General features: G+C 67.9%; 19 protein-coding genes and 1 tRNA gene. 7 read left to right on the forward strand and 13 right to left on the reverse strand.

What is annotated here, in order from left to right; translation table 11 throughout:
- Positions 1-13: 13 nt before the first annotated feature.
- Positions 14-511, forward strand: a complete 498-nt coding sequence (locus KF684_10785; GenBank protein MBX3353405.1) for a ferritin-like domain-containing protein — start codon at positions 14-16, stop codon at positions 509-511.
- A gap of 254 nt (positions 512-765) precedes the next feature.
- On the opposite strand, the gene KF684_10790 is transcribed toward KF684_10785, so the two are convergent.
- A complete protein-coding gene (locus KF684_10790; GenBank protein ID MBX3353406.1) occupies positions 766-1,155 on the reverse strand; it encodes a hypothetical protein in 390 nt (129 codons plus the stop codon).
- Positions 1,156-1,569: 414 nt separating this feature from the next.
- Here KF684_10790 and KF684_10795 point away from each other — a divergent pair, with 414 nt between their 5' ends.
- The 3 genes from KF684_10795 to KF684_10805 all read left to right on the forward strand — a co-directional run bounded on the left by KF684_10795 (position 1,570) and on the right by KF684_10805 (position 4,398).
- Positions 1,570-2,226: a hypothetical protein gene (locus KF684_10795; protein MBX3353407.1), complete on the forward strand. Its 657-nt coding sequence runs from the start codon at positions 1,570-1,572 to the stop codon at positions 2,224-2,226.
- Between the two features lie 86 nt (positions 2,227-2,312).
- Positions 2,313-3,746, forward strand: a complete 1,434-nt coding sequence (locus tag KF684_10800; GenBank protein ID MBX3353408.1) for an MBL fold metallo-hydrolase — start codon at positions 2,313-2,315, stop codon at positions 3,744-3,746.
- Between the two features lie 16 nt (positions 3,747-3,762).
- Positions 3,763-4,398 (forward strand): peroxiredoxin, encoded by a 636-nt coding sequence (locus tag KF684_10805; protein MBX3353409.1) that lies wholly within the window; start codon positions 3,763-3,765, stop codon positions 4,396-4,398.
- 204 nt (positions 4,399-4,602) lie between these two features.
- Here KF684_10805 and KF684_10810 read toward each other — a convergent pair.
- Both KF684_10810 and KF684_10815 read right to left on the reverse strand, forming a co-directional pair.
- A tRNA-Leu gene (locus tag KF684_10810) sits at positions 4,603-4,688 on the reverse strand.
- Positions 4,689-4,723: 35 nt separating this feature from the next.
- Entirely contained in the window at positions 4,724-5,602 is an 879-nt protein-coding gene (locus tag KF684_10815; GenBank protein MBX3353410.1) for a hypothetical protein, read from the reverse strand.
- A 331-nt stretch (positions 5,603-5,933) separates the two neighbouring features.
- On the opposite strand from KF684_10815, the gene KF684_10820 reads away from it, so the two are divergent.
- Positions 5,934-6,236 carry a hypothetical protein gene (locus tag KF684_10820; protein MBX3353411.1) on the forward strand — a complete coding sequence of 101 codons (303 nt, stop codon included), beginning with the start codon at positions 5,934-5,936 and terminating at the stop codon, positions 6,234-6,236.
- Positions 6,237-6,371: 135 nt separating this feature from the next.
- Here KF684_10820 and KF684_10825 read toward each other — a convergent pair whose 3' ends face one another.
- The 10 genes from KF684_10825 to KF684_10870 all read right to left on the reverse strand — a co-directional run bounded on the left by KF684_10825 (position 6,372) and on the right by KF684_10870 (position 15,214).
- On the reverse strand, positions 6,372-6,920 hold the full coding sequence (locus KF684_10825; protein ID MBX3353412.1) for a hypothetical protein: 549 nt from the start codon (positions 6,918-6,920) through the stop codon (positions 6,372-6,374).
- Between the two features lie 124 nt (positions 6,921-7,044).
- The gene (locus KF684_10830) at positions 7,045-8,658 is read right to left on the reverse strand and encodes a hypothetical protein (GenBank protein MBX3353413.1); all 1,614 of its coding nucleotides are present in this window, start codon (positions 8,656-8,658) and stop codon (positions 7,045-7,047) included.
- Between the two features lie 76 nt (positions 8,659-8,734).
- Complete coding sequence (locus KF684_10835) at positions 8,735-9,010, reverse strand: hypothetical protein (protein ID MBX3353414.1); 276 nt, start codon at positions 9,008-9,010, stop codon at positions 8,735-8,737.
- Between the two features lie 193 nt (positions 9,011-9,203).
- The gene (locus KF684_10840; protein MBX3353415.1) at positions 9,204-9,572 is read right to left on the reverse strand and encodes a hypothetical protein; all 369 of its coding nucleotides are present in this window, start codon (positions 9,570-9,572) and stop codon (positions 9,204-9,206) included.
- An 18-nt stretch (positions 9,573-9,590) separates the two neighbouring features.
- Positions 9,591-10,031 (reverse strand): hypothetical protein, encoded by a 441-nt coding sequence (locus KF684_10845; GenBank protein MBX3353416.1) that lies wholly within the window; start codon positions 10,029-10,031, stop codon positions 9,591-9,593.
- A 211-nt stretch (positions 10,032-10,242) separates the two neighbouring features.
- Positions 10,243-10,863 (reverse strand): hypothetical protein, encoded by a 621-nt coding sequence (locus tag KF684_10850; protein ID MBX3353417.1) that lies wholly within the window; start codon positions 10,861-10,863, stop codon positions 10,243-10,245.
- A 229-nt stretch (positions 10,864-11,092) separates the two neighbouring features.
- Positions 11,093-12,265, reverse strand: coding sequence for a DUF5309 family protein (locus KF684_10855; protein MBX3353418.1), 1,173 nt, complete (start codon positions 12,263-12,265; stop codon positions 11,093-11,095).
- 206 nt (positions 12,266-12,471) lie between these two features.
- Entirely contained in the window at positions 12,472-12,960 is a 489-nt protein-coding gene (locus KF684_10860) for a hypothetical protein (protein MBX3353419.1), read from the reverse strand.
- A 181-nt stretch (positions 12,961-13,141) separates the two neighbouring features.
- A complete protein-coding gene (locus tag KF684_10865) occupies positions 13,142-14,686 on the reverse strand; it encodes a phage portal protein (protein MBX3353420.1) in 1,545 nt (514 codons plus the stop codon).
- 243 nt (positions 14,687-14,929) lie between these two features.
- The gene (locus tag KF684_10870; protein ID MBX3353421.1) at positions 14,930-15,214 is read right to left on the reverse strand and encodes a hypothetical protein; all 285 of its coding nucleotides are present in this window, start codon (positions 15,212-15,214) and stop codon (positions 14,930-14,932) included.
- Between the two features lie 218 nt (positions 15,215-15,432).
- Here KF684_10870 and KF684_10875 point away from each other — a divergent pair, with 218 nt between their 5' ends.
- Positions 15,433-16,044, forward strand: coding sequence for a UbiX family flavin prenyltransferase (locus tag KF684_10875; protein ID MBX3353422.1), 612 nt, complete (start codon positions 15,433-15,435; stop codon positions 16,042-16,044).
- Positions 16,045-16,073: 29 nt separating this feature from the next.
- Entirely contained in the window at positions 16,074-17,039 is a 966-nt protein-coding gene (gene ubiA, locus KF684_10880) for a putative 4-hydroxybenzoate polyprenyltransferase (protein ID MBX3353423.1), read from the forward strand.
- Positions 17,040-17,129 lie beyond the last annotated feature (90 nt).

Here is a 17,129-nt window from a genome sequence, read left to right on the forward strand (position 1 = left end):
AAGGAGCACTCTCATGTCGATGAAAGTTGATTCGCTTCGGAAGCTGTTCGTCCACTCGCTGAAGGACCTGTACAGCGCCGAAACCCAGTTGCTGGAGGCGTTGCCCAGGATGGCGAAGGCGGCGCACGCGCCCGACCTTCGCGCCGGGTTCGAGGAGCACCTCGAGCAGACGCAGGAGCATGTCCGGCGCATCGAGAAGATCTTCGAGTCGCTGGAGATGAGCCCCCGGGGCGTGCGCTGCGCCGGCATGGAGGGGCTGATCAAGGAAGGCGAGGAGGTCATCAAGGAGGTGAAGGAGCCCGATGTGCGCGACGCGGGGCTGATCGCGGCTGCGCAGAAGGTGGAGCACTACGAGATCGCGTGCTATGGCACCGTGTGCACCTATGCCGAGGTGCTCGGCGATCGCGAGGCGCACGACCTCCTGGGGCGGACGCTCGACGAGGAGAAGGAGACGGACCTGAAACTGACCCAGCTCGCGGAGAGCGGGATCAATGTGGCCGCGGCGGACTGACGCCGCATGCGTGCCCGCCGCCCCGGCCTGCCTCGCGCACGCCGGGGCGGCGCGGCCTTGCTCGCCCGAACAAAGTCTTTACGCGACAAGGTCCCTTGAAGTTATTTCAGACTTTCTGGGACCTCCTCACCCACAATCGCTTTATCGGACCGTGTTCAACTTACCCAGCTTCCGCGACGACGCGCCGGGCGCGCGCCGTGGGCAGTTCTCCACGGTGTGGACATCGCTGGCGCGTCTCGCGTGATGCGGGGCGCTCAGCCCTGGATGTCGAGGGCGCGACCGACGCTGACGCCGGTGGCGGCGGCGTTGCGATCGCTCGGACGCGAATAGATCGAGAGCCCGCCGCCGACGCTCAGGGAGCCGGAGTTGAGGAAGCTGGCGTCGTCGAAGTCGACGCGCCCCGGGACGGTGGCGGCGACGATGCGCTCGATCCTGGCCGCGGCTTCCGGCGCGACGGCCGCGTCGGCGGCGCGAGAGGGCGTCAGGAACGAGACGCCTTGCACGGTGGCGACATCGCGCACGCCGGCGGCGCGGGCTTCGACGCTCGTGGCCGCTGGCCTTGGCGTGGCGACGCCAGCGGCGCGTGCGCGCTGGATGGACGCGGCCTTGAGGAGCGACTCGGTATAGGCGCCGGTGATCTTCATCGCCGGGAGGGTATCGGCGGACAGGGCTCGCCGCACACACAAAGCGGGGCGCGTTGTGGAGGGGACGGACGCTGCCCCTGGCGCGTGGCTCGGGGCCTCGATCGGACGCTTGGGGTCGAGCTTTACCGAATAACTTCGAGGCGACGTTGGGCGCAAGGGATGCGCCATAATTGTCTAATGCTGTGTCCAGAATGGACTTAGAACGATCGAGCCGAAAGTTGCCCAGACCGCGCAGCCGTCCGGGGCGTGTATTTTTGACTGGCGTCGGGCCGAAAAGCCCCGTACATTGTGGACGCCCGATCAAGGGAGCGAGGCCGCCTGTCAGGTGGGATACGGCCCGACGCGGCCGCTTGATCGGGGTGTCAGACGCGACGCACGCACAGGCGTCGCGAGAGAAGTGAAAGAGAGAACACCATGATGCGGACTCTTGCCAGCATTTCGATCGCGGCCTTCGCGGGCTGTTCGGCGTTCGGTTCGTTCGATGCTCTGGGCGGCGGCTCGGGCATGCTCAACGCGGGCGGGATGTCAGAGGCGTTCAATGTTCCGGTGCCCAGCAGTGTGAATGTCGCGCTGCAGGACCCGACGATTGGCTGCTTCGCGATCGTTCAAGGCGGCGCGACGTCGAGCGCCACCTCCTTCGGCTACGAGCTGCTGTTCCAGGGTCAGGGCTCCACCGGGGTGGCGAGCTCGCAGTTCAGCACTCAGATCTCGCTGACGACCGCCGCCGACTTCCTGATGACGGGCACGCTGGCTGGTCTGGCGGGCTATGACCTGCGCTTCCGCCCGCTCGACAACTCGTTCATGATCCGGGAGTACCTGGATTACGACGACCTCGGGTTCTTCGGCACACTGGTCGATGACTTCGAGCAGCCCGTGCCGCACTTCACCGTGCAGGGGATCCTCGGCCCGGGCTCGTACGAGCTCACCTGGACCATTCGTGCCGAGTCGATCGGGAACCAGCCGTACAACGGCGCAGGCGGTTTCAACCTTCGTCTCACCACCGTCCCCACCCCCTCCACCCTCCTCGCGATCGCGCTGCCCGGGGCATTCGCCCTGCGTCGGCGTCGCTGAGGGCGGTTTTTCGGCACGCAACGCACGCCAAGACGCGGGCGCGTCCCGTATCCTCGTAGCGAACGAGGAAAGGGGACCCGCCCGCGATGTTTTTGCGACAGATCTACGACGACGCTCTCGCCCAGGCCGCCTACCTCATCGGGTGCCAGCGCACCGGTGAGGCGGTCGTCATCGACCCCGAGCGCGACATCGACCGCTACCTGCAGCTCGCCCAGCGCGAGGGGCTGCGGATCGTGGGCGCCGTCGAAACCCATATCCACGCAGACTTCCTCTCCGGGGCGCGAGAACTCGCCGAGCACAGCGGCGCGCGTCTCTACCTCTCGGGCGAGGGCGGGCCCGACTGGTCCTACACCTACTTGAATCAAAAGAAAGGCGGCGGTTCGTACGACGCTACGATCCTGAAGCACGCCGACTCGTTCACCGTCGGCAACCTCCACTTCCGCGCGATCCACACCCCCGGGCACACGCCCGAGCACCTGTCCTACCTGCTCACCGACGGCGCGGTGTCGAAAGAGCCCATCGGGCTCTTCACGGGCGACTTCGTGTTCGTGGGCGACATGGGGCGCCCCGACCTGCTCGAGACCGCCGTGGGCGTCAAGGGCGTCAAAGAGGCGTCGGCGCGCGACCTCTTCGCCTCGATCGCCGAGTTCACGAAACTGCCCGAATACCTCCAGGTCTGGCCGGCGCACGGCGCGGGCTCTGCCTGCGGCAAGGCGCTGGGGGCAATCCCCCAGAGCACCGTCGGGTACGAGCTGCGCACGAGCCCCGCCCTCGCCCACGCGCGCGAAGGCCGGCAGGCCTTCGTCGACTTCATCCTCGCCGACCAGCCCGAGCCCCCGACCTATTTCGCGCGCATGAAGCGCCTCAACCGCGACGGCGCGCCCGTGCTCGGCGCGCTGCCGGCGCCGACCAGACTCGCGCCGCGCGAGCTGCTCGACTTCGCGTCGGTCGGCACGCACGTCGTGCTCGACACCCGCGCGTGGGACAACTTCCGCGAGGCGCACCTCCCCGGGTCGCTCTCGGTCATCCTCGACAAGACCTTCCCGACGATCGCCGGGTCGTACGTCGAAGAGGGCGAGCGCCTCGCGCTCATCGTCGACGAATCTCGCCTCGACGAGGCGCTGCGCCTGCTGGTGCGCGTCGGGCTCGATGATGTCGTGCACTACGCGACGCCCGACGCGATCGACGCTCTCAAACGCGAGGGCGCACGCCTCGCCACGACCGACGAGATCGACGCCAGAACGCTCCGCGACATGCTGAAGAAGGGCGGCGTGACGCTGCTCGATGTCCGGCGCGCCAGCGAGCACCACGCCGGGACGATCGGCGATTCGCCCTACACCAACATCGCGCACACCTCGCTGAGCACACGGATCGCCGAGGTGCCGCGCGGCGAGCCGCTCGTCGTGCACTGCGCCGGCGGCGTCCGCTCGGCCCGCGCCGCGTCGTACCTCGAGCGCAAGGGTTTCAACCCGATCAACCTCAAGGGCGGTTACGCCGCCTGGACCAGCGGCAACCGCTAACGGAAGGGAGAGAACGATGGCTCTGCAACTCGGCGACACCGCCCCCGACTTCACGCAGGACTCCACGATGGGCCCGATCCATTTCCACTCGTGGCTGGGCGACTCGTGGGGCGTGCTCTTCTCGCACCCCAAGGACTTCACGCCCGTCTGCACGACCGAACTCGGCGCGGTGTCGAAACTCAAGCCCGAGTTCGAGAAGCGCAATGTGAAGGTGATCGGCCTCTCGGTCGACCCCCTCAAGGATCATCACGCGTGGTCCAAGGACATCGAAGAAACGCAGGGCGCGGCGCTCAACTTCCCGCTGCTCGCGGACCACGACCGCAAGGTGTCGAACCTCTACGGCATGATCCACCCCAAGGCGGACGACACCTTCACGGTGCGCTCCGTGTTCATCGTCGGGCCAGACAAGAAGGTGAAACTCACGCTGACCTATCCCGCCAGCACGGGACGCAACTTCGACGAGCTGCTGCGCGTCATCGACTCGCTGCAGTTGACCGCGAAGCACAAGGTCGCGACGCCGGCGAACTGGCGCGACGGGCAGGACTGCATCATCGTGCCGGCGGTGAGCAACGACGAAGCGAAGAAGTTGTTCCCGAAGGGGTTCAGGGAAGTGAAGCCGTATCTGCGGGTGACGCCGCAGCCGAATAAGTAAGGGAAGGGAGTGGGGAATAGGGAGTAGGGAGCAGGAAGAGAAGAGAAGGGGTGGCGTGGTACGGCGCAGCCGCGCCGCGGGAGGTCCGAGGGTGATCATCACACCAGCCAGTTCCGAACCCTCAGCCCAAACGGGGCCAGAAGGGTGGGTGTGATTCTCTGTCTCCCCCCTGCTCCCCACTCCCTATTCCCTTCCCCAACCAAATGCGGGCGACAGGAGTCGAACCTGCACGGCCTTTTACGGCCACGGGAACCTAAATCCCGTGCGTCTGCCAATTCCGCCACGCCCGCGTGCGTGATGCCGGGGTGATCGTACCGCGGCGCGCTCAGCGCTCGGGGATCTCGACCAGGAACGAGGGCTGGGGCGTCGTGCGCGACGCGCCGGCGGTGCGCTGCTCGAGGCGTCGGCCGTTGAACAGGTTGTAGGGGTGGCGTCGGCGGAACTCTTCGAGGACCGCGCTGGGGATGGGCGAGTCGAGCCCGGCGTCGCGCGCCGTGAAGGCCCCGATGGTGACCATCGAGCGAGATGGGCCGTGGTAGTAGAAGGCCGGCTCCCCGCCGCGACGAAGCTCGACGGCGGCCTGCTCTGCGGCGCGGCGCGCCTCGGCCGGGTTGGCGGATTCGTACACGCCGATCTGCAGCGTGTAGCGGGCGGCGGTCCCGAACTCCTGGGTGGCGCGCGAGAGGTGGAACTGGGGCGCGCCGCCGGTGTCGTTGGTGTCGACGGGCGGCGCGAGGAACGCGGTGGCGAAGGGGCGCTGCCCGTCGAGCTCGAGCTCGCGCACGCGCTGCAGTTCGCGCTGGGCGGCGGGGTCGGAAGGGGCGCTGAAGGAGCCCACGACGATCGCGCTGCCTCGACCGCGATCCTGCACGCGCATCGTGGGCAGCGAGACGCGCGACGAGATGCCTTGCAGGGTGCTCATCGCCTGCGCGCGCGCGTCGGAGCCGGTGTAGGCGCGCAGGACGATCGTCCAGCCGGCGTCCGCCAGTCGCGTGGGGGCGCCGCCCGACGCGCCCGGGGGCGCGAAGACCGCCTGGCCCTCTTCGCGCGTGGGCGCCGCAGCCCGGGTCTGGGCGGGTTCGGACGCGGCGCAGGCGGTCAGGAGGCCCGCGGCGAGGGGGCCGAGAAAGGGGAGGAGAAATGTGAGGAGGCGAACGGGGGAGCGCCGATGATGGATGAGCATGTTTGGTTTCTGATTGGTCATGGGTTCTGGCTCATCGGTGGGGCGGATCGCGCGGTTTTCTGGCGGGTCCGGAAGAAAGTTATTGCTTGCAAACCTTTGAAGGACAGAGATTTAGGGTGTGTGTGCCGGCCTCAGGAAAGGTTGAAGGGTTTTCGGACTGGTCGACGATACAGGTGGGGTCATGGAAGGCAACCTCACCCTTGGAAGGGTACCGGGAGGAGACCGGGGGAGCGCGGCGAGATGGTGGTCGCCGCGACGAGAACGAGGGTTGCCGACGACGGGCTGGTGGGCTCGCGTCGGGTCAGGATGACGGCTCGAAGAGAGGCATTCTGCAGATCGGAGCGTGATGAAGATGACGGACTTTGCACCGATTGATGGGCGTGTGGGTTTGAGCGGCGCCGGCGGCGCTGGGGAAGGCGTGGCGCGTGTTCGTGCCGCGTCCCGCGGGCCGGAGGCGTCGTCGCTGGCGAAGCCGGCGCCGGCGCGCCAGATCGTGGACGAGGTGGACCTGTCGAACGACGCCCTCGCGGCGTCGGGCGGGCTTCGCGCCGACCTGGTCCGGGGGGCGCGTGAGCGCATCGCCTCGGGCTTCTACGACGACCCGCGTGTGACGGATCGCACGATCGACGCGCTGATCCGCGACCTCGTGGCGTGAGCGGCAACGGAGCGCCGCTCCCGGCATGATGGCACGGGGGCACGGGAACGAAGAACTTTCAGTGTTGAGTGACTGAGATCAGTCGCCCCTCTCGCGGAAGCGCGTGAGGGGCGATTTTCGTTCGGGCCGGCGCGATCACTGGGGATTGAGCCGGCGCGTCGCGACCAGACGCCTCCCGTCGGGCGTGGTCAGCTCGACGCGCAGGGTCGCCGGGGCGTTGTCGAAGAGCCACTCGGGCGCGCCGGGCAGGGGGATGACATAGGTCTGGGTGATGCGATCGAACTGTCGCGCGCTGCGCGCCGGGTCGGTCAGGTCGAGGTTCCAGACCGAGTCCTGGAGGGCGGAAGCGGGCGCCGCGTCGGGGTCGACGCCCGGCAGGCCCTGGAACAGCTCGAAGCGCAGGAGCCCGGTGTCGCGCACCGGCAGCCCGAAGGAATCGAGCAGCTCGAGGTGGGCCTCGATCTGCGGGCCCGGGACCTCGGCGTTGAGGGGCGCCGGGGTGACGCGCGTCAGAGGGTGGATGCGCAGCTCGACGGCGGCGAAGGGGCCGGGGTTGTAACTGGGGTTGGAAGGGGCGCCCATGCGCGGGCGCGAGGAGCGCGCGTCGGGAGACTCGCAGGCGCAGAGGGCCCCGGCGAGAGCGAAGAGCGTGAGCGTCGGGATGAGGCGCATCGGAAGGGGCATGGTCGTGGGGAAGTGTAGAGGACGGCGGTGGAAGGACGCCGGGAGCGGGTGAGCGCTCCCGGCGCCGAGACATCGGGGGTGTCAGGGGTGTCGGAGCCGGGGTCAGCGGCCCGAGGTCAGGGAATCAGGGGTACGAGACGACATCGGCGATGCAGTCGAGGAGGGTGTCCCAACTGTCTTCGTAGTCGCTGCTTGTGGGGTTGGGAATGACATCGGAGGTGATGACATCCCAGACGAGGATCTCGCGGACATCCTGCTCACCGGTCCCGGAGCCGATGAGCATCCTGTTGAGGTCCTTCCAGTTGTTCTCGGTGATGTAGTAGAGGTCGTCGTTGGGGGAGTTGTTGCCGTAGGTCTCGTAGTTCGTGTGGTTGTCGGGGAGGCCGTTGGTCACGAGGCGACCGTGGCCGGGTCGGTTGATCCAGGGCAGGAAAGGCTTGGCGGAATTGGCGGCGCGGATGCGCTCGATGGTCTCGCGCGAGTGCGCGATAAGGGCGTCCATGAGGTTGCCGCTGGAGGCGGCCCCCATGCCCGTGAACACGCCGGCGGAGGCGTAGACATCCGAGAACTCGGAGATGGGGTGGACACCCGGGAGATACTGGACATCGTTGTGGAAGTCGAAGGGGTGGGCGCGGTGCTTGTAGCGGTCGGTGAGGTAGTTGACCGAGCCCGTGGGGAAATTGAAGGCCGAGCGCGAGCGGTAGGTGCAGTCGGCCTGGTCGTACTCGGAGTTGGCGACCTGCCACTCGCTGGTCTTGATGCTGGGGAAGACGGCCTTCATGGGCTGGAGGAGGGTGTCGTCGAGCGCGAAGGCGCGGACGATGTCCTTCAGGTTCTTGTTGGCCCAGTCGCTGATGACGGAGTTGCGGTAGTGACCGGCGTTGTGGATCAGGGAGAAGGGCAGGTTGCTGGAGGAGGTGTCGAGGACCGGTCCGGAGGATCCGTAGGGGGTTTCGGCGCAGGCGTCGAGGAGGTCCTGGAGGTCGGCGGCCCAGAGTTGCGCGCCGGTGCGCGTGCCGTCGATGATCTCATTGTTCCAGCGGGTGGTGTCGGCGCTGGGCGCGCCGGAGTCGAGGACGGCGGAGAGCCAGCCCTCGGTCTGGTGGATGGCCTGGTTCTCCTTGGGGCCCTCTTCGAGGTCGAAGTGCATGCGCAGGACGCACTCCTTCTCGGCGGTGGTGAGGTTGTTGTCGAGGAAGTCGGCGTACTCCTCGCCCCAGATGCGCATGAAGTGGCGTGCGCGCGCCGTGAAGGGGGTGTGGAGGTGGCGCGGGTTGGTGTTGGTCGACTCGTCGTAGGTGGAGAGGGCGTCCTCGACGAACTGGCAGAGCGGGATGGAGTTCTTGAAGACCACGCCGTTCTTGTCGCGCCGGCCCCAGTTCTGGAGGAAGATCGACATGGGCTTGTAGCCGTAGATCGCGATGTAGAAGCGGATCCAGTCGATGGTGCGCTTGGCGACGGAGACGGCGGCGTCGCGACAGTTCTGTTCGGTCTGCGAGTCGTTGCCGGGGACATAGATGTCGTAGGTGGGGTAGTTGCCCGAGGCGCTGGGGCCGTCGAAGGGGTCGATGCCGGCGGCGGTGAAGTCGGGGGCGTAGGCGCCGCTGTTGGTGTTGCTGGCGCGGATGCGCACCATGAGACCGACATTGGGGTGATGGAAGAGGTCGTGGTCGGCCGGGCCTTCGAGGCTGGGCATGGTCCACATCCACCAGGTGCGCTTGGGAAGAGAGACTGGCATGAGGGTGTTTCCTTTCGAGAAACGGTGTTGAGCGTCGCGCCGATGGTGGCGCGACGCGGGACGAAGACGGGTTGGATCAGCTGTGGTCGGAGTCGATCGGGCGTGGCGCGTCGTGGCGCTGCGCGAGTCGCTCGACGACCTGGGTGAGGGCGCGCTGGGACGCTTCGAGGGCGGTGATGGCGCGGGTGTTGTCCTTCACGACGAGGAGGAGCGCGTCGAGGTGGGTGCGCGACTCGGTGAGGCGGTCGTGCGCCTCGGTGAGCTGCTTCTCGCGTGCCGCGGAGGCGCGCCGCTCGACCAGCCACATCGCGGCGATGAGCCCGGGGACGCCGAATTGGGTGAGGGTTTCCATGGTTGGGAGAGAGGGAGTAGGGAGTAGGGAGTGGGGAGCAGGGGGGGAGAGGGGTGGCGTGGTACGGCGCAGCCGTGCCACGGTCGATGGGTCGCGTGCGTGCACGTCTGGCAGATCGCCCTCCCCCCGCCCCCTCCCGCAAGCGGGAGGGGTGACAATTCTGTCCCATTGCCCATTGCCCATTGCCTTCGCTTCAAGCAAGCCGGATGTAGTCCGCCGTGTACGCGAGGGAGACGGTGCGGGCGCGGTGGATGGTGGGGGCGCAGCGGAACTGGAGGAAGGTCATGTTGGGCCAGACCTGGCTGGTGCTGTCGATGAGCGTGCCGGTGAGTTGTCCCTCGCCGGCGCTCTTGATCGCGTCGACCTGCGCCCAGAGGTTGGAGACGCTGGGCGCGATCAGTCTTCCCGTCTGGATGATGTGCAACTCGATGGGGCCCACGACATCGACCGTGGATTGGAAGAGGTCGAGCGCGAAGGGCGGGAACCAGAGGGAGCCGACGCGCCGGACGGCGAAGCGGTGCGGCCCGGAGTCGAAGAGGGATTGACCGGCGATAGAGGACATGGCGTGCTCGCGAAAGGGTTAGTGCGCGTCGGAGAGGGTTTCGGTGATGGGGTCGGTGTGGCCGTCGGGGGAGAGGGCGAGGAGCGCGAGGCGCTGACGCGCGACGGTGGTCTGATCTCGGCGCACGAAGTCGTGCTCGACGGAGGTCACGACGACGGTGGCGGCGATGGTGCGGCGCTGCGCGTCGGAGGCGCTGGGCGCGGTGGTGAGGCGCAGTTCGCCCATGTCGCCCGGGCGCACGAGCGTGGGCTCGTCGCGCGTGAGCGTGCGCGTGATGGAGACGGTGACGCGCTGCTCGGGCGCATCGGCGAAGACCAGGTGCGGCCCGTTGTCGGTGCGCTCTTCGGCGAGCGGGCCCGAACGCCGATCAATCGCGACGGCGTCGACCTGGTCGAGGGTGTGCGAGAGGAGAGAGACGGAGGTGGGGGTGAGGGAGAGCATGGGGAAGGCATGAGGCATGAGGCACAAGGCATGAGGGGGGAGAGGAGGGGAGGGCAATGGGCAATGGGGGAAGATGGTCCCCTCCCGCTTGCGGGAGGGGTTAGGGGAGGGCGAGCTGAAGGCGATGCTCATTCCGAAGACCCTCCCCCTGCCCCCTCCCGCGAGCGGGAGGGGGTTCGGGATCGTCTTCTCTTCCCCATTGCCGATTGCCCATTGCCCATTGCCCAATTCACGCTCGCAGCAGGTGGACCACGGTGATGCGGCGCGTCGCGTCGGGGAGGCCGTCGGCGTTGAGGTCGAGGTGGGCGGCGAGGGTGCGCCGGGCGCGGTCGAAGCGCTCGCGGTACAGCGCGGCCTTGGCCCACAGGGGCGACGCGTCGCCCACGAGCGCGGCGGCGGAGGAGAGGATGAGATGCAGCGCGCCGAGGGCTTCGACCAGCGCGAGGTCGTGCGGGTTGGTGACAGACGATGCGCTCTGCTCGTCGAGCCCGAGCGCGGCGAGGAGTTGTCGGTGCACGATCGCGCGCTGCGGGCCGAAGGTGCTGATGCGCAGCGACGCGCCGGACATCGGCAGCGGCGCGATGGGGTCGTCGTGCTCGTCGTCGCGCAGGCGCGAGACGGTGAGCGCGGTTGGCGAGAGAACCTCGACGATCTCGAGGGGCGCGTCATTGACGAGCGCGACCATGCCCGGCGCGATCTGCGCGGCGGTGAAGTCGGACGAGGCGCTGGTGAGCGTCGTCGAGGCGATCGCGGCGTCGCTCGCGGTGAGGCGCGTCTGCGCCGACCAGGCGATGTCGCGGAAGAGGGTGGGTTCGAGGGAGAGGAGGAGACGGTCGGTGGAGTAGGCCATGGGGGGAAGGGAGTAGGGAGTAGGGAGTGGGGAGCAGGAAGAGTGAGAGTGAATAAGCGGCGGAGCGGGGGGGAGACCCGCGCCGCCGCGGGAGAGAGAGAGAGAGAGAGAGAGAGAGAGAAGAGAAGGAACAGGAGGGGTGGAAGGAAGAAGGAGAAGGGGTAGCCCGGGTCAGTGCTGCGCACATGCCCCGGGGCACCGGGCCGATTGCCCAATCCCCATTGCCCTCTTACGAGACGGCGAGGCCGGAAATCATGCCGTGCGCGAGTTCGTTGCGGAACTCCATGGTGTATTCGCCGATGAGTTGGCCGACTTCGGAGTCGCCGGTGGAGGCGAGGGGTTTGTAGTGGAAGGAGCGTCCGGCGAGGGGCAGGACATCGATGCGTGAGGAGTCGAGCAGGAGGACGGCGTTGGCGGGGACCCATCGCGAGAGGACGACGCGCGCGACGCCGAAGTCGGACTCGTAGACGCTGACCATCTCGCGGAAGCGCGCGTCGGCGTTGGTGTAGCCGACATTGCCGGCGATGAAGGAGTTGATGCGCCGCTTCTGGAATCCGTTGACGACGATGGTGTCGATGACGCCGGAGGAGTTCTCCCAGATCTGTTTCATCGCGCCGTTGAGCACGGCTTCGCTGAGGAGGTTGTTGCCGGCGCCGTCGCCGGCGGGGATGCCTCCGACGCCTGGGGTGAAGCGGTTGGTGGCGATGGAGGGGATGACGCCGTTCATGGTTCGTCGGATGGTGGAGGAGCCGACCTGGGTGGCGGAGGGCGCGACGCCGTTGAGGACGCAGTTCTCGAGATCACGGAGGAGTTCGCGTGCGCGTTCCTGCTTCTGGTAGTCGAGTTCATCGGCGACGCCGAGCGATCGGACGGCGAGTTGCGAGCCGGAGACCTCGACGGAGGCGGTGAAGATCTGGGTGTAGTTGGCTTTGCGGGTGCGCGTGGTGAAGCGGGTGGCGGGTCGGTCGTCGCCTTCGAGGGCGGCGTTGCCGAGGATGAGGAGGGGCATGTCGTTGGCGAGCGTGGCGGGTGGCGTGCCGCCGTAGCCGCGGGTGACGGCGAGGGTGTTGGTGGCGACGGCGGTGACGAGCATGACCTCGGTGGAGTTTCCGGGCCTGACGAGGTCGCCTGCGCGGAAGCGCGGTCCGTTGTCGACGGTGATCGCGGTGGCGGTGGTGGGCGAAGGTGTGAACGAGGTCTGGTTGATGGCGTCGGTGTTGGGGAGGAGCGAGTCTTCGAGCCACTCGTGGACGGTGGAGCGCGCGATGCGCGAGGGGTCGCCGAGGTGATCGAGGAGCGGGGTTTCGAAGGGCGAGACGATGCCGATGATGTCGGAGACGTCTTCAGCGATCTCGGGGAGGGAGGGGCCTGCGGTGTAGGTGGCTTTGCCGGTGAAGGGCATTGGGGGTCCTTAGGGAGCAGGGAGTAGGGAGTGGGGAGCAGGGGGAGGGGGAAGGCACGAGGCACGAGGCACGGGGCACAAGGGGGAGAAGAGAAGAGAGAGGCAGAGGAGTGGTCGAGGGGGTAGGCACCACACTTTGTGTGGTGGCGCCGGGAGGGAGAGAGAGAGAGAGAGAGAGAGAGACGGACAGAGGCAGAGAGAGCGCGTCAGAGCGCGCGGCGGAGGCGGAGGTAGCGGAGGAGGGAGGGGCGGTCGCCTTTGGTCGCGGCGAGGTGGAGAGCGTCGTCGAGGTCGGTGGGGGAGTTGATCACAGGGCGAGTTGGGGGCATGGAGGCGGCGTGCGTCGAAGCGCGCAGCGCGCGGAAGAGGTAGGGCTTCTCTCGCTGCAGCGCGGCGACGGCGGCGACGGTGTTCTCGTCGGGCGATGCGTGGTTGAGGAGGACGAGCGCGGCGTCGGGGTCGATCGCGCCGGCGTCGTGCAGCAGCGCGGTGAGTTCGTGCGTGCGATGGAGTGCCGCGAGTTCGGCGCGGGCGCGGTCGAGTTCGGTTGTGAGGTGCGCGGCGAGTGTTTCGGCTTCGAGAGCGCGCGTTCGGTGCTCGGCACAATCGTCGGGGCGCGCGGGATCATCGTTGGTTGATTCAGGTGGAGGGTCGGGGAGATTGCCGGGGTCGGGGAGGTCGGGGTCGGTGGGCATTTTTTGGAAGGGAGTAGGGAGTGGGGAGTGGGGAGCAGGGAAGAGGGCAAGGGGTACGAGGCACGGGGCACAAGGGAGAGTGGGAGACAGAGAGGCGGGAGGAGAGAGGAGGTGGGGGTAGGCATCACACTCGCTGCGCTCGTGTGATGGCACCGGAGCGAAGGGCGGAGAAGAGGAAGGGTCAGGTGAGGCCGGGGTCGGTTGGGGTGTAGCCGAGTTCGGCGAGGATGCGGTCTTTGGGGACGCCGAGTTGTGCTTTGAGGAGCGCGGTGTTGAGTCTGTCGGGTTCGGATTGGGGGAGCGGTTCGGGCCAGACGATGCGGACGGCGCGGTCGCGCGGGTCGGTGGGGAAGAGGCCGGATTCGTGGAAGGCGTGGAGGATGAGTGCGCAGAGTTGCGAGAGGCCGCGGCCGTAGGTGATGTGCTTGCGCTGGGTTTTGGCGAGCATGCCCAGGAGTGTGATGCGCAGGGCGGCTTCGGAGGAGAGGTTTCCGAGTTTGGCGCGCAGGACTCCGGCGGCGACGGGCGTGACGCTGGAGATCTTGTCGAGCGCTTCGCGGATCTCTTCGATGTGTGCGTCTTCGGAGGGGGAGTGCGCGTCGCCGCCGATGGTGGCGATGGAGGCGTCGGGGTTGTCGGTGGAGAAGACAGAACCGGGCGCGACGGGTGTTTGCCCGAATGACTCGACGCCTTTGGCGAGGTACATGCGGAAGGACTGCATGGTGACGCGCGCGGCGCGATCGGAGAGGCGTGTGTTGAGTTCGTCCTGCAGGGGGATCAGCGGCTCGACTTCGGAGAGGCCGAGGTGGTGGAAGGGCTGGCTGATGTTCTGGATGTGGACGACGGGGAGGATGCGCAGGGGGTTGGGCGCGTCGTCGACGAGTTTGTGGTCGTCGTAGACCTGGCGGTGCGTGGCGGAGTGGATCTCGACGACGGGTGCGCGCTTGCGCGTCGCGGGGCGCGGCGTGTGGCCCAGGCGCGAGGCGATGGCGGCGAGTGTTGACTGGAGGGGTGCGCGGTCGAGTTCGGGTGTTTCGCGTTCGTAGTGGAGGATGAGCGCGTCGAGGGTGCGGTAGTCGTGCTGGGAGAGGAGCGGGACGGCGCGGGTTGGGTCGAGGAGTTCGAGGCGCGCGAGGTGGGCGTGTTCGAGGGCGTGGGCGGCGGCGCTGGAAGGAGTGCGCGCGGGTTTGACGGTGAAGAGGTCGTCGGCGCGGAGGAGGAGGTCGACGCCCCCGTAGACAGCGCCGAGGAGTGCGGCGTCGTGGAGGAGTGCGCCGCCGCCGGAGGATTCGAAGACCCGGTCGAGGAGTTGTTCGACGGCGCGGCGGGTTTCGGGGCTGCGCGCCGTTGAGACGATGGAGATGGGTCGCCCGAACATGACATCGACCATGGCGTGGATGCGCCAGGCGATGTCGTTCTCGATGACGATCTCTTTGGAGAGCGTGGGGGCGCGGTCGTCGGAAAGGCGAGACACGGACGCGCCCTGCGCTGCGCCGGCGAAGCGTGGCGGGAGGCCGGTTTCCTGCGCGAGGCGTGGTCGCCTGCGCGGGAGTGTGGTGGACGCGGGCGCGAGCGGGTTGGAGGGGGCGTTGAGCGCGGGGTTGCGGTAGTAGGCCCAGAGCCGCTGGAGGGAAGGGAGTGTGGAGGCGTGGTGCTCGGCGAGCAGATGTGAGAGGAGTTGCTCGTCGAGGTGGATGTCGGAGAAGGGGCTCAGGGAGTAGGGCATGCGTCCGTGTCTCGCTGGTGTGTGCACGCGGTGTGCGTGTACTCAGGGAGGCGCGGACGCTGCGGTGCGCACGGGGGGAGGTTCACCGCAGAGGTCGCGGGGGGCGCGGGGTTGAGAGGGTGTGGATGGAGAGGGAGTTACGGTGCGGGAAGATTTTTCGGGGGACGCGCGCGGAATCCCGCGGCGCGGGGTCGCGTCGTGCGCATGGATCGGTGAGTGGATGGGCGCCCGGTGGAGCGGCGGTTACGCGCTCTGGGTGGTCGGGGCGTCCTGCAGGAGCTCGACCCGGGAGTACTGGTCGAGGTTGCAGACGATGATCTCGCCGTCGTCGCGCTGGAGTTCGAGGCGGTCGAGCCAGACCTTGTTGTCCTTGGCGTGGGCGAACCAGGAGCCGGTTTTCTGCTGCCCGAAGCGGCGGACGACGCCCTCGAGGGTGATCGTGAAGGTGTCGCGGGCGCGCGGGATCTGCTGGGTGATGCGGACGCGCTGACCGACGCGGTACTCGTGGGCGAGGAGGGGGCGGGGCATGGGGGGATTCTAAGAGGGCACGGGGCACAAGGCACAGGGCACGCGGGGAAGATGAAGAGGGGGAGGTCCGGGTCGGGATGAACCGCGGCGCTGGGGGCCGGGGGCCGGGGGGGGAGCATCACACTCGCTGCGCTCGTGTGATGGCACCAGAGAAGGGAGAGAGGAGAGGAGAGGGCGGGGGCTGAATCGGCAATGATGGTGGGGGCGAAGGAGCGGCGATGAAGAAGCGGATCGTGATCGGGATCAGCGGGGCGTCGGGGGCCTTGTACGCGCAGCGGACGGTGAGTCACCTGCTCGAACTGGGGCACGAGGTGCATGTCGTGGCGTCGCCCAGCGGGGTGCGTCTGCTGGTGGATGAACTGGGCGCGGACGGGTTCGACCTGCACCTGCTCGGTGGGTTGAAGAAGGACGAGGACCCGAGGGAGCGGGGGCTGATCAAGCACAACATCCGGGATGTGGGCGCGGTGATCGCGAGCGGGAGTTTCCGGCACGACGGGATGGCGATCGTGCCTTGCTCGAGCCACACGCTGAACGCGGTGGGGTGCGGGCTGGGCGACAACCTGCTGGTGCGCGCGGCGGCGGTGACGCTGAAGGAGCGGAGGCGTCTGGTGGTGCTGCACCGGGAGTCGCCGCTGACGCTGATGGATATCCGGGCGATGGAGACGATCACGCTTGCCGGGGGGATCATCTGCCCGGCGAGCCCTGGGTTTTATCTGTTGCCGAAGTCGGTGGGTGAGATGGTGGACTTCATGGCGGCGCGTGTGCTGGACCTGCTGGGGGTTGAGCACGGTCTGGGGCAGAGGTGGGAGGGGGAGACGCCGAAGCGGTGAGCGAACGCGTCGGCGACTACGCTTGGCGCATGACGACAGCGGCGTCGAGCGGGACAGGTATGGGTGTGTCGACCTTCGGGGCGCGGGTGGGTCTGGCCCTGCGCGACATCAAGTTGGCGCATTCGGTGTTTGCGCTGCCGTTCGCGGTGCTGGGGGTGTTTCTGGCTTGGGGGGAAGGCACGAGGCACGCGGCACAAGGCACGCGAGGGGGAGGCGGGGGAGACCTCGCGATCGTGCTGGGGCTGGTTGTCGCGTGCATGGTGTGTGCGCGGACCTGGGCGATGCTGGTGAACCGGATCGCGGACCGCGAGTTCGACGCGAAGAACCCTCGGACGGCCAGGCGCGCGGTCGCGAGCGGGGCGCTGCGCGCCAGGGACGCGATGGTGTTCGCGGCGGCGTCGGGGGCGGCGTTCGTCGTGTTGACGGCGGGCTTCGGGGTGGTCTTCGGGAACTGGTGGCCGCTGTGGCTGAGCGTGCCGACGCTGCTGTGGATCGGGTTCTATTCGTTCACGAAGCGGTTCACGCCCCTGGCGCATGTGTTCCTGGGCGGGGCGCTGGCGGCGAGCCCTCTGGCGGCGGCGATCGCGGTGGACCCGTCGGCGCTGCGCGAGGTCCCGGCGCTGTGGTTCCTCGCCGGGATGGTGCTGTTCTGGGTGGCGGGGTTCGATGTGCTGTATGCGCTGCAGGACGAGGGGTTTGATCGCGAGGAGGGGCTGCGCAGCATCCCGGCGTGGCTGGGGACGCGCCGGTCGCAGTGGGTGAGCCGCGGGATGCACGTGGTGGCGGCGCTGCTGCTGATCGCGGCGTGGCGGGTCGAGCCGCGGCTGGGCGTGGTGTTCGGGGCGGCGGTGGGGCTGATCTGCGGCGTGCTGGTGGCGGAACACTGGTGGCTGTCGAAGAAGGGGATCGTGGGGCTGCCGATGAGTTTCGGGGTGCTGAACGGGGTGGTGAGTCTGGCGGCGGGGGGCTTCGGGGTGGTGGACCTGCTGGCGTAAGTTCCCCGTTGAAGGGGAGATAAAGGTCCGAGAAAAATGTCACAAAAATGTGACACTTGGGGGTTGTGGTGTAACAAATTTGTGCTATCG

The sequence above is a fragment of the Phycisphaeraceae bacterium genome (assembly GCA_019636675.1).
Classification (GTDB): domain Bacteria; phylum Planctomycetota; class Phycisphaerae; order Phycisphaerales; family UBA1924; genus JAHBXC01.

Coding starts and splice junctions, on each gene's coding strand:
- KF684_10785 (MBX3353405.1), top strand. CDS start 14: ATGTCGATGAAAGTTGATTCGCTTCGGAAGCTGTTCGTCCACTCGCTG.
- KF684_10830 (MBX3353413.1), bottom strand. CDS start 8,658: ATGCCAGTCTCTCTTCCCAAGCGCACCTGGTGGATGTGGACCATGCCC.
- KF684_10820 (MBX3353411.1), top strand. CDS start 5,934: ATGACGGACTTTGCACCGATTGATGGGCGTGTGGGTTTGAGCGGCGCC.
- KF684_10800 (MBX3353408.1), top strand. CDS start 2,313: ATGTTTTTGCGACAGATCTACGACGACGCTCTCGCCCAGGCCGCCTAC.
- KF684_10870 (MBX3353421.1), bottom strand. CDS start 15,214: ATGCCCCGCCCCCTCCTCGCCCACGAGTACCGCGTCGGTCAGCGCGTC.
- KF684_10845 (MBX3353416.1), bottom strand. CDS start 10,031: ATGCCTCATGCCTTCCCCATGCTCTCCCTCACCCCCACCTCCGTCTCT.
- KF684_10850 (MBX3353417.1), bottom strand. CDS start 10,863: ATGGCCTACTCCACCGACCGTCTCCTCCTCTCCCTCGAACCCACCCTC.
- KF684_10795 (MBX3353407.1), top strand. CDS start 1,570: ATGATGCGGACTCTTGCCAGCATTTCGATCGCGGCCTTCGCGGGCTGT.
- KF684_10865 (MBX3353420.1), bottom strand. CDS start 14,686: ATGCCCTACTCCCTGAGCCCCTTCTCCGACATCCACCTCGACGAGCAA.
- KF684_10840 (MBX3353415.1), bottom strand. CDS start 9,572: ATGTCCTCTATCGCCGGTCAATCCCTCTTCGACTCCGGGCCGCACCGC.
- KF684_10860 (MBX3353419.1), bottom strand. CDS start 12,960: ATGCCCACCGACCCCGACCTCCCCGACCCCGGCAATCTCCCCGACCCT.
- KF684_10825 (MBX3353412.1), bottom strand. CDS start 6,920: ATGCCCCTTCCGATGCGCCTCATCCCGACGCTCACGCTCTTCGCTCTC.
- KF684_10835 (MBX3353414.1), bottom strand. CDS start 9,010: ATGGAAACCCTCACCCAATTCGGCGTCCCCGGGCTCATCGCCGCGATG.
- KF684_10875 (MBX3353422.1), top strand. CDS start 15,433: ATGAAGAAGCGGATCGTGATCGGGATCAGCGGGGCGTCGGGGGCCTTG.
- KF684_10855 (MBX3353418.1), bottom strand. CDS start 12,265: ATGCCCTTCACCGGCAAAGCCACCTACACCGCAGGCCCCTCCCTCCCC.
- KF684_10815 (MBX3353410.1), bottom strand. CDS start 5,602: ATGACCAATCAGAAACCAAACATGCTCATCCATCATCGGCGCTCCCCC.
- KF684_10805 (MBX3353409.1), top strand. CDS start 3,763: ATGGCTCTGCAACTCGGCGACACCGCCCCCGACTTCACGCAGGACTCC.
- ubiA (MBX3353423.1), top strand. CDS start 16,074: ATGACGACAGCGGCGTCGAGCGGGACAGGTATGGGTGTGTCGACCTTC.
- KF684_10790 (MBX3353406.1), bottom strand. CDS start 1,155: ATGAAGATCACCGGCGCCTATACCGAGTCGCTCCTCAAGGCCGCGTCC.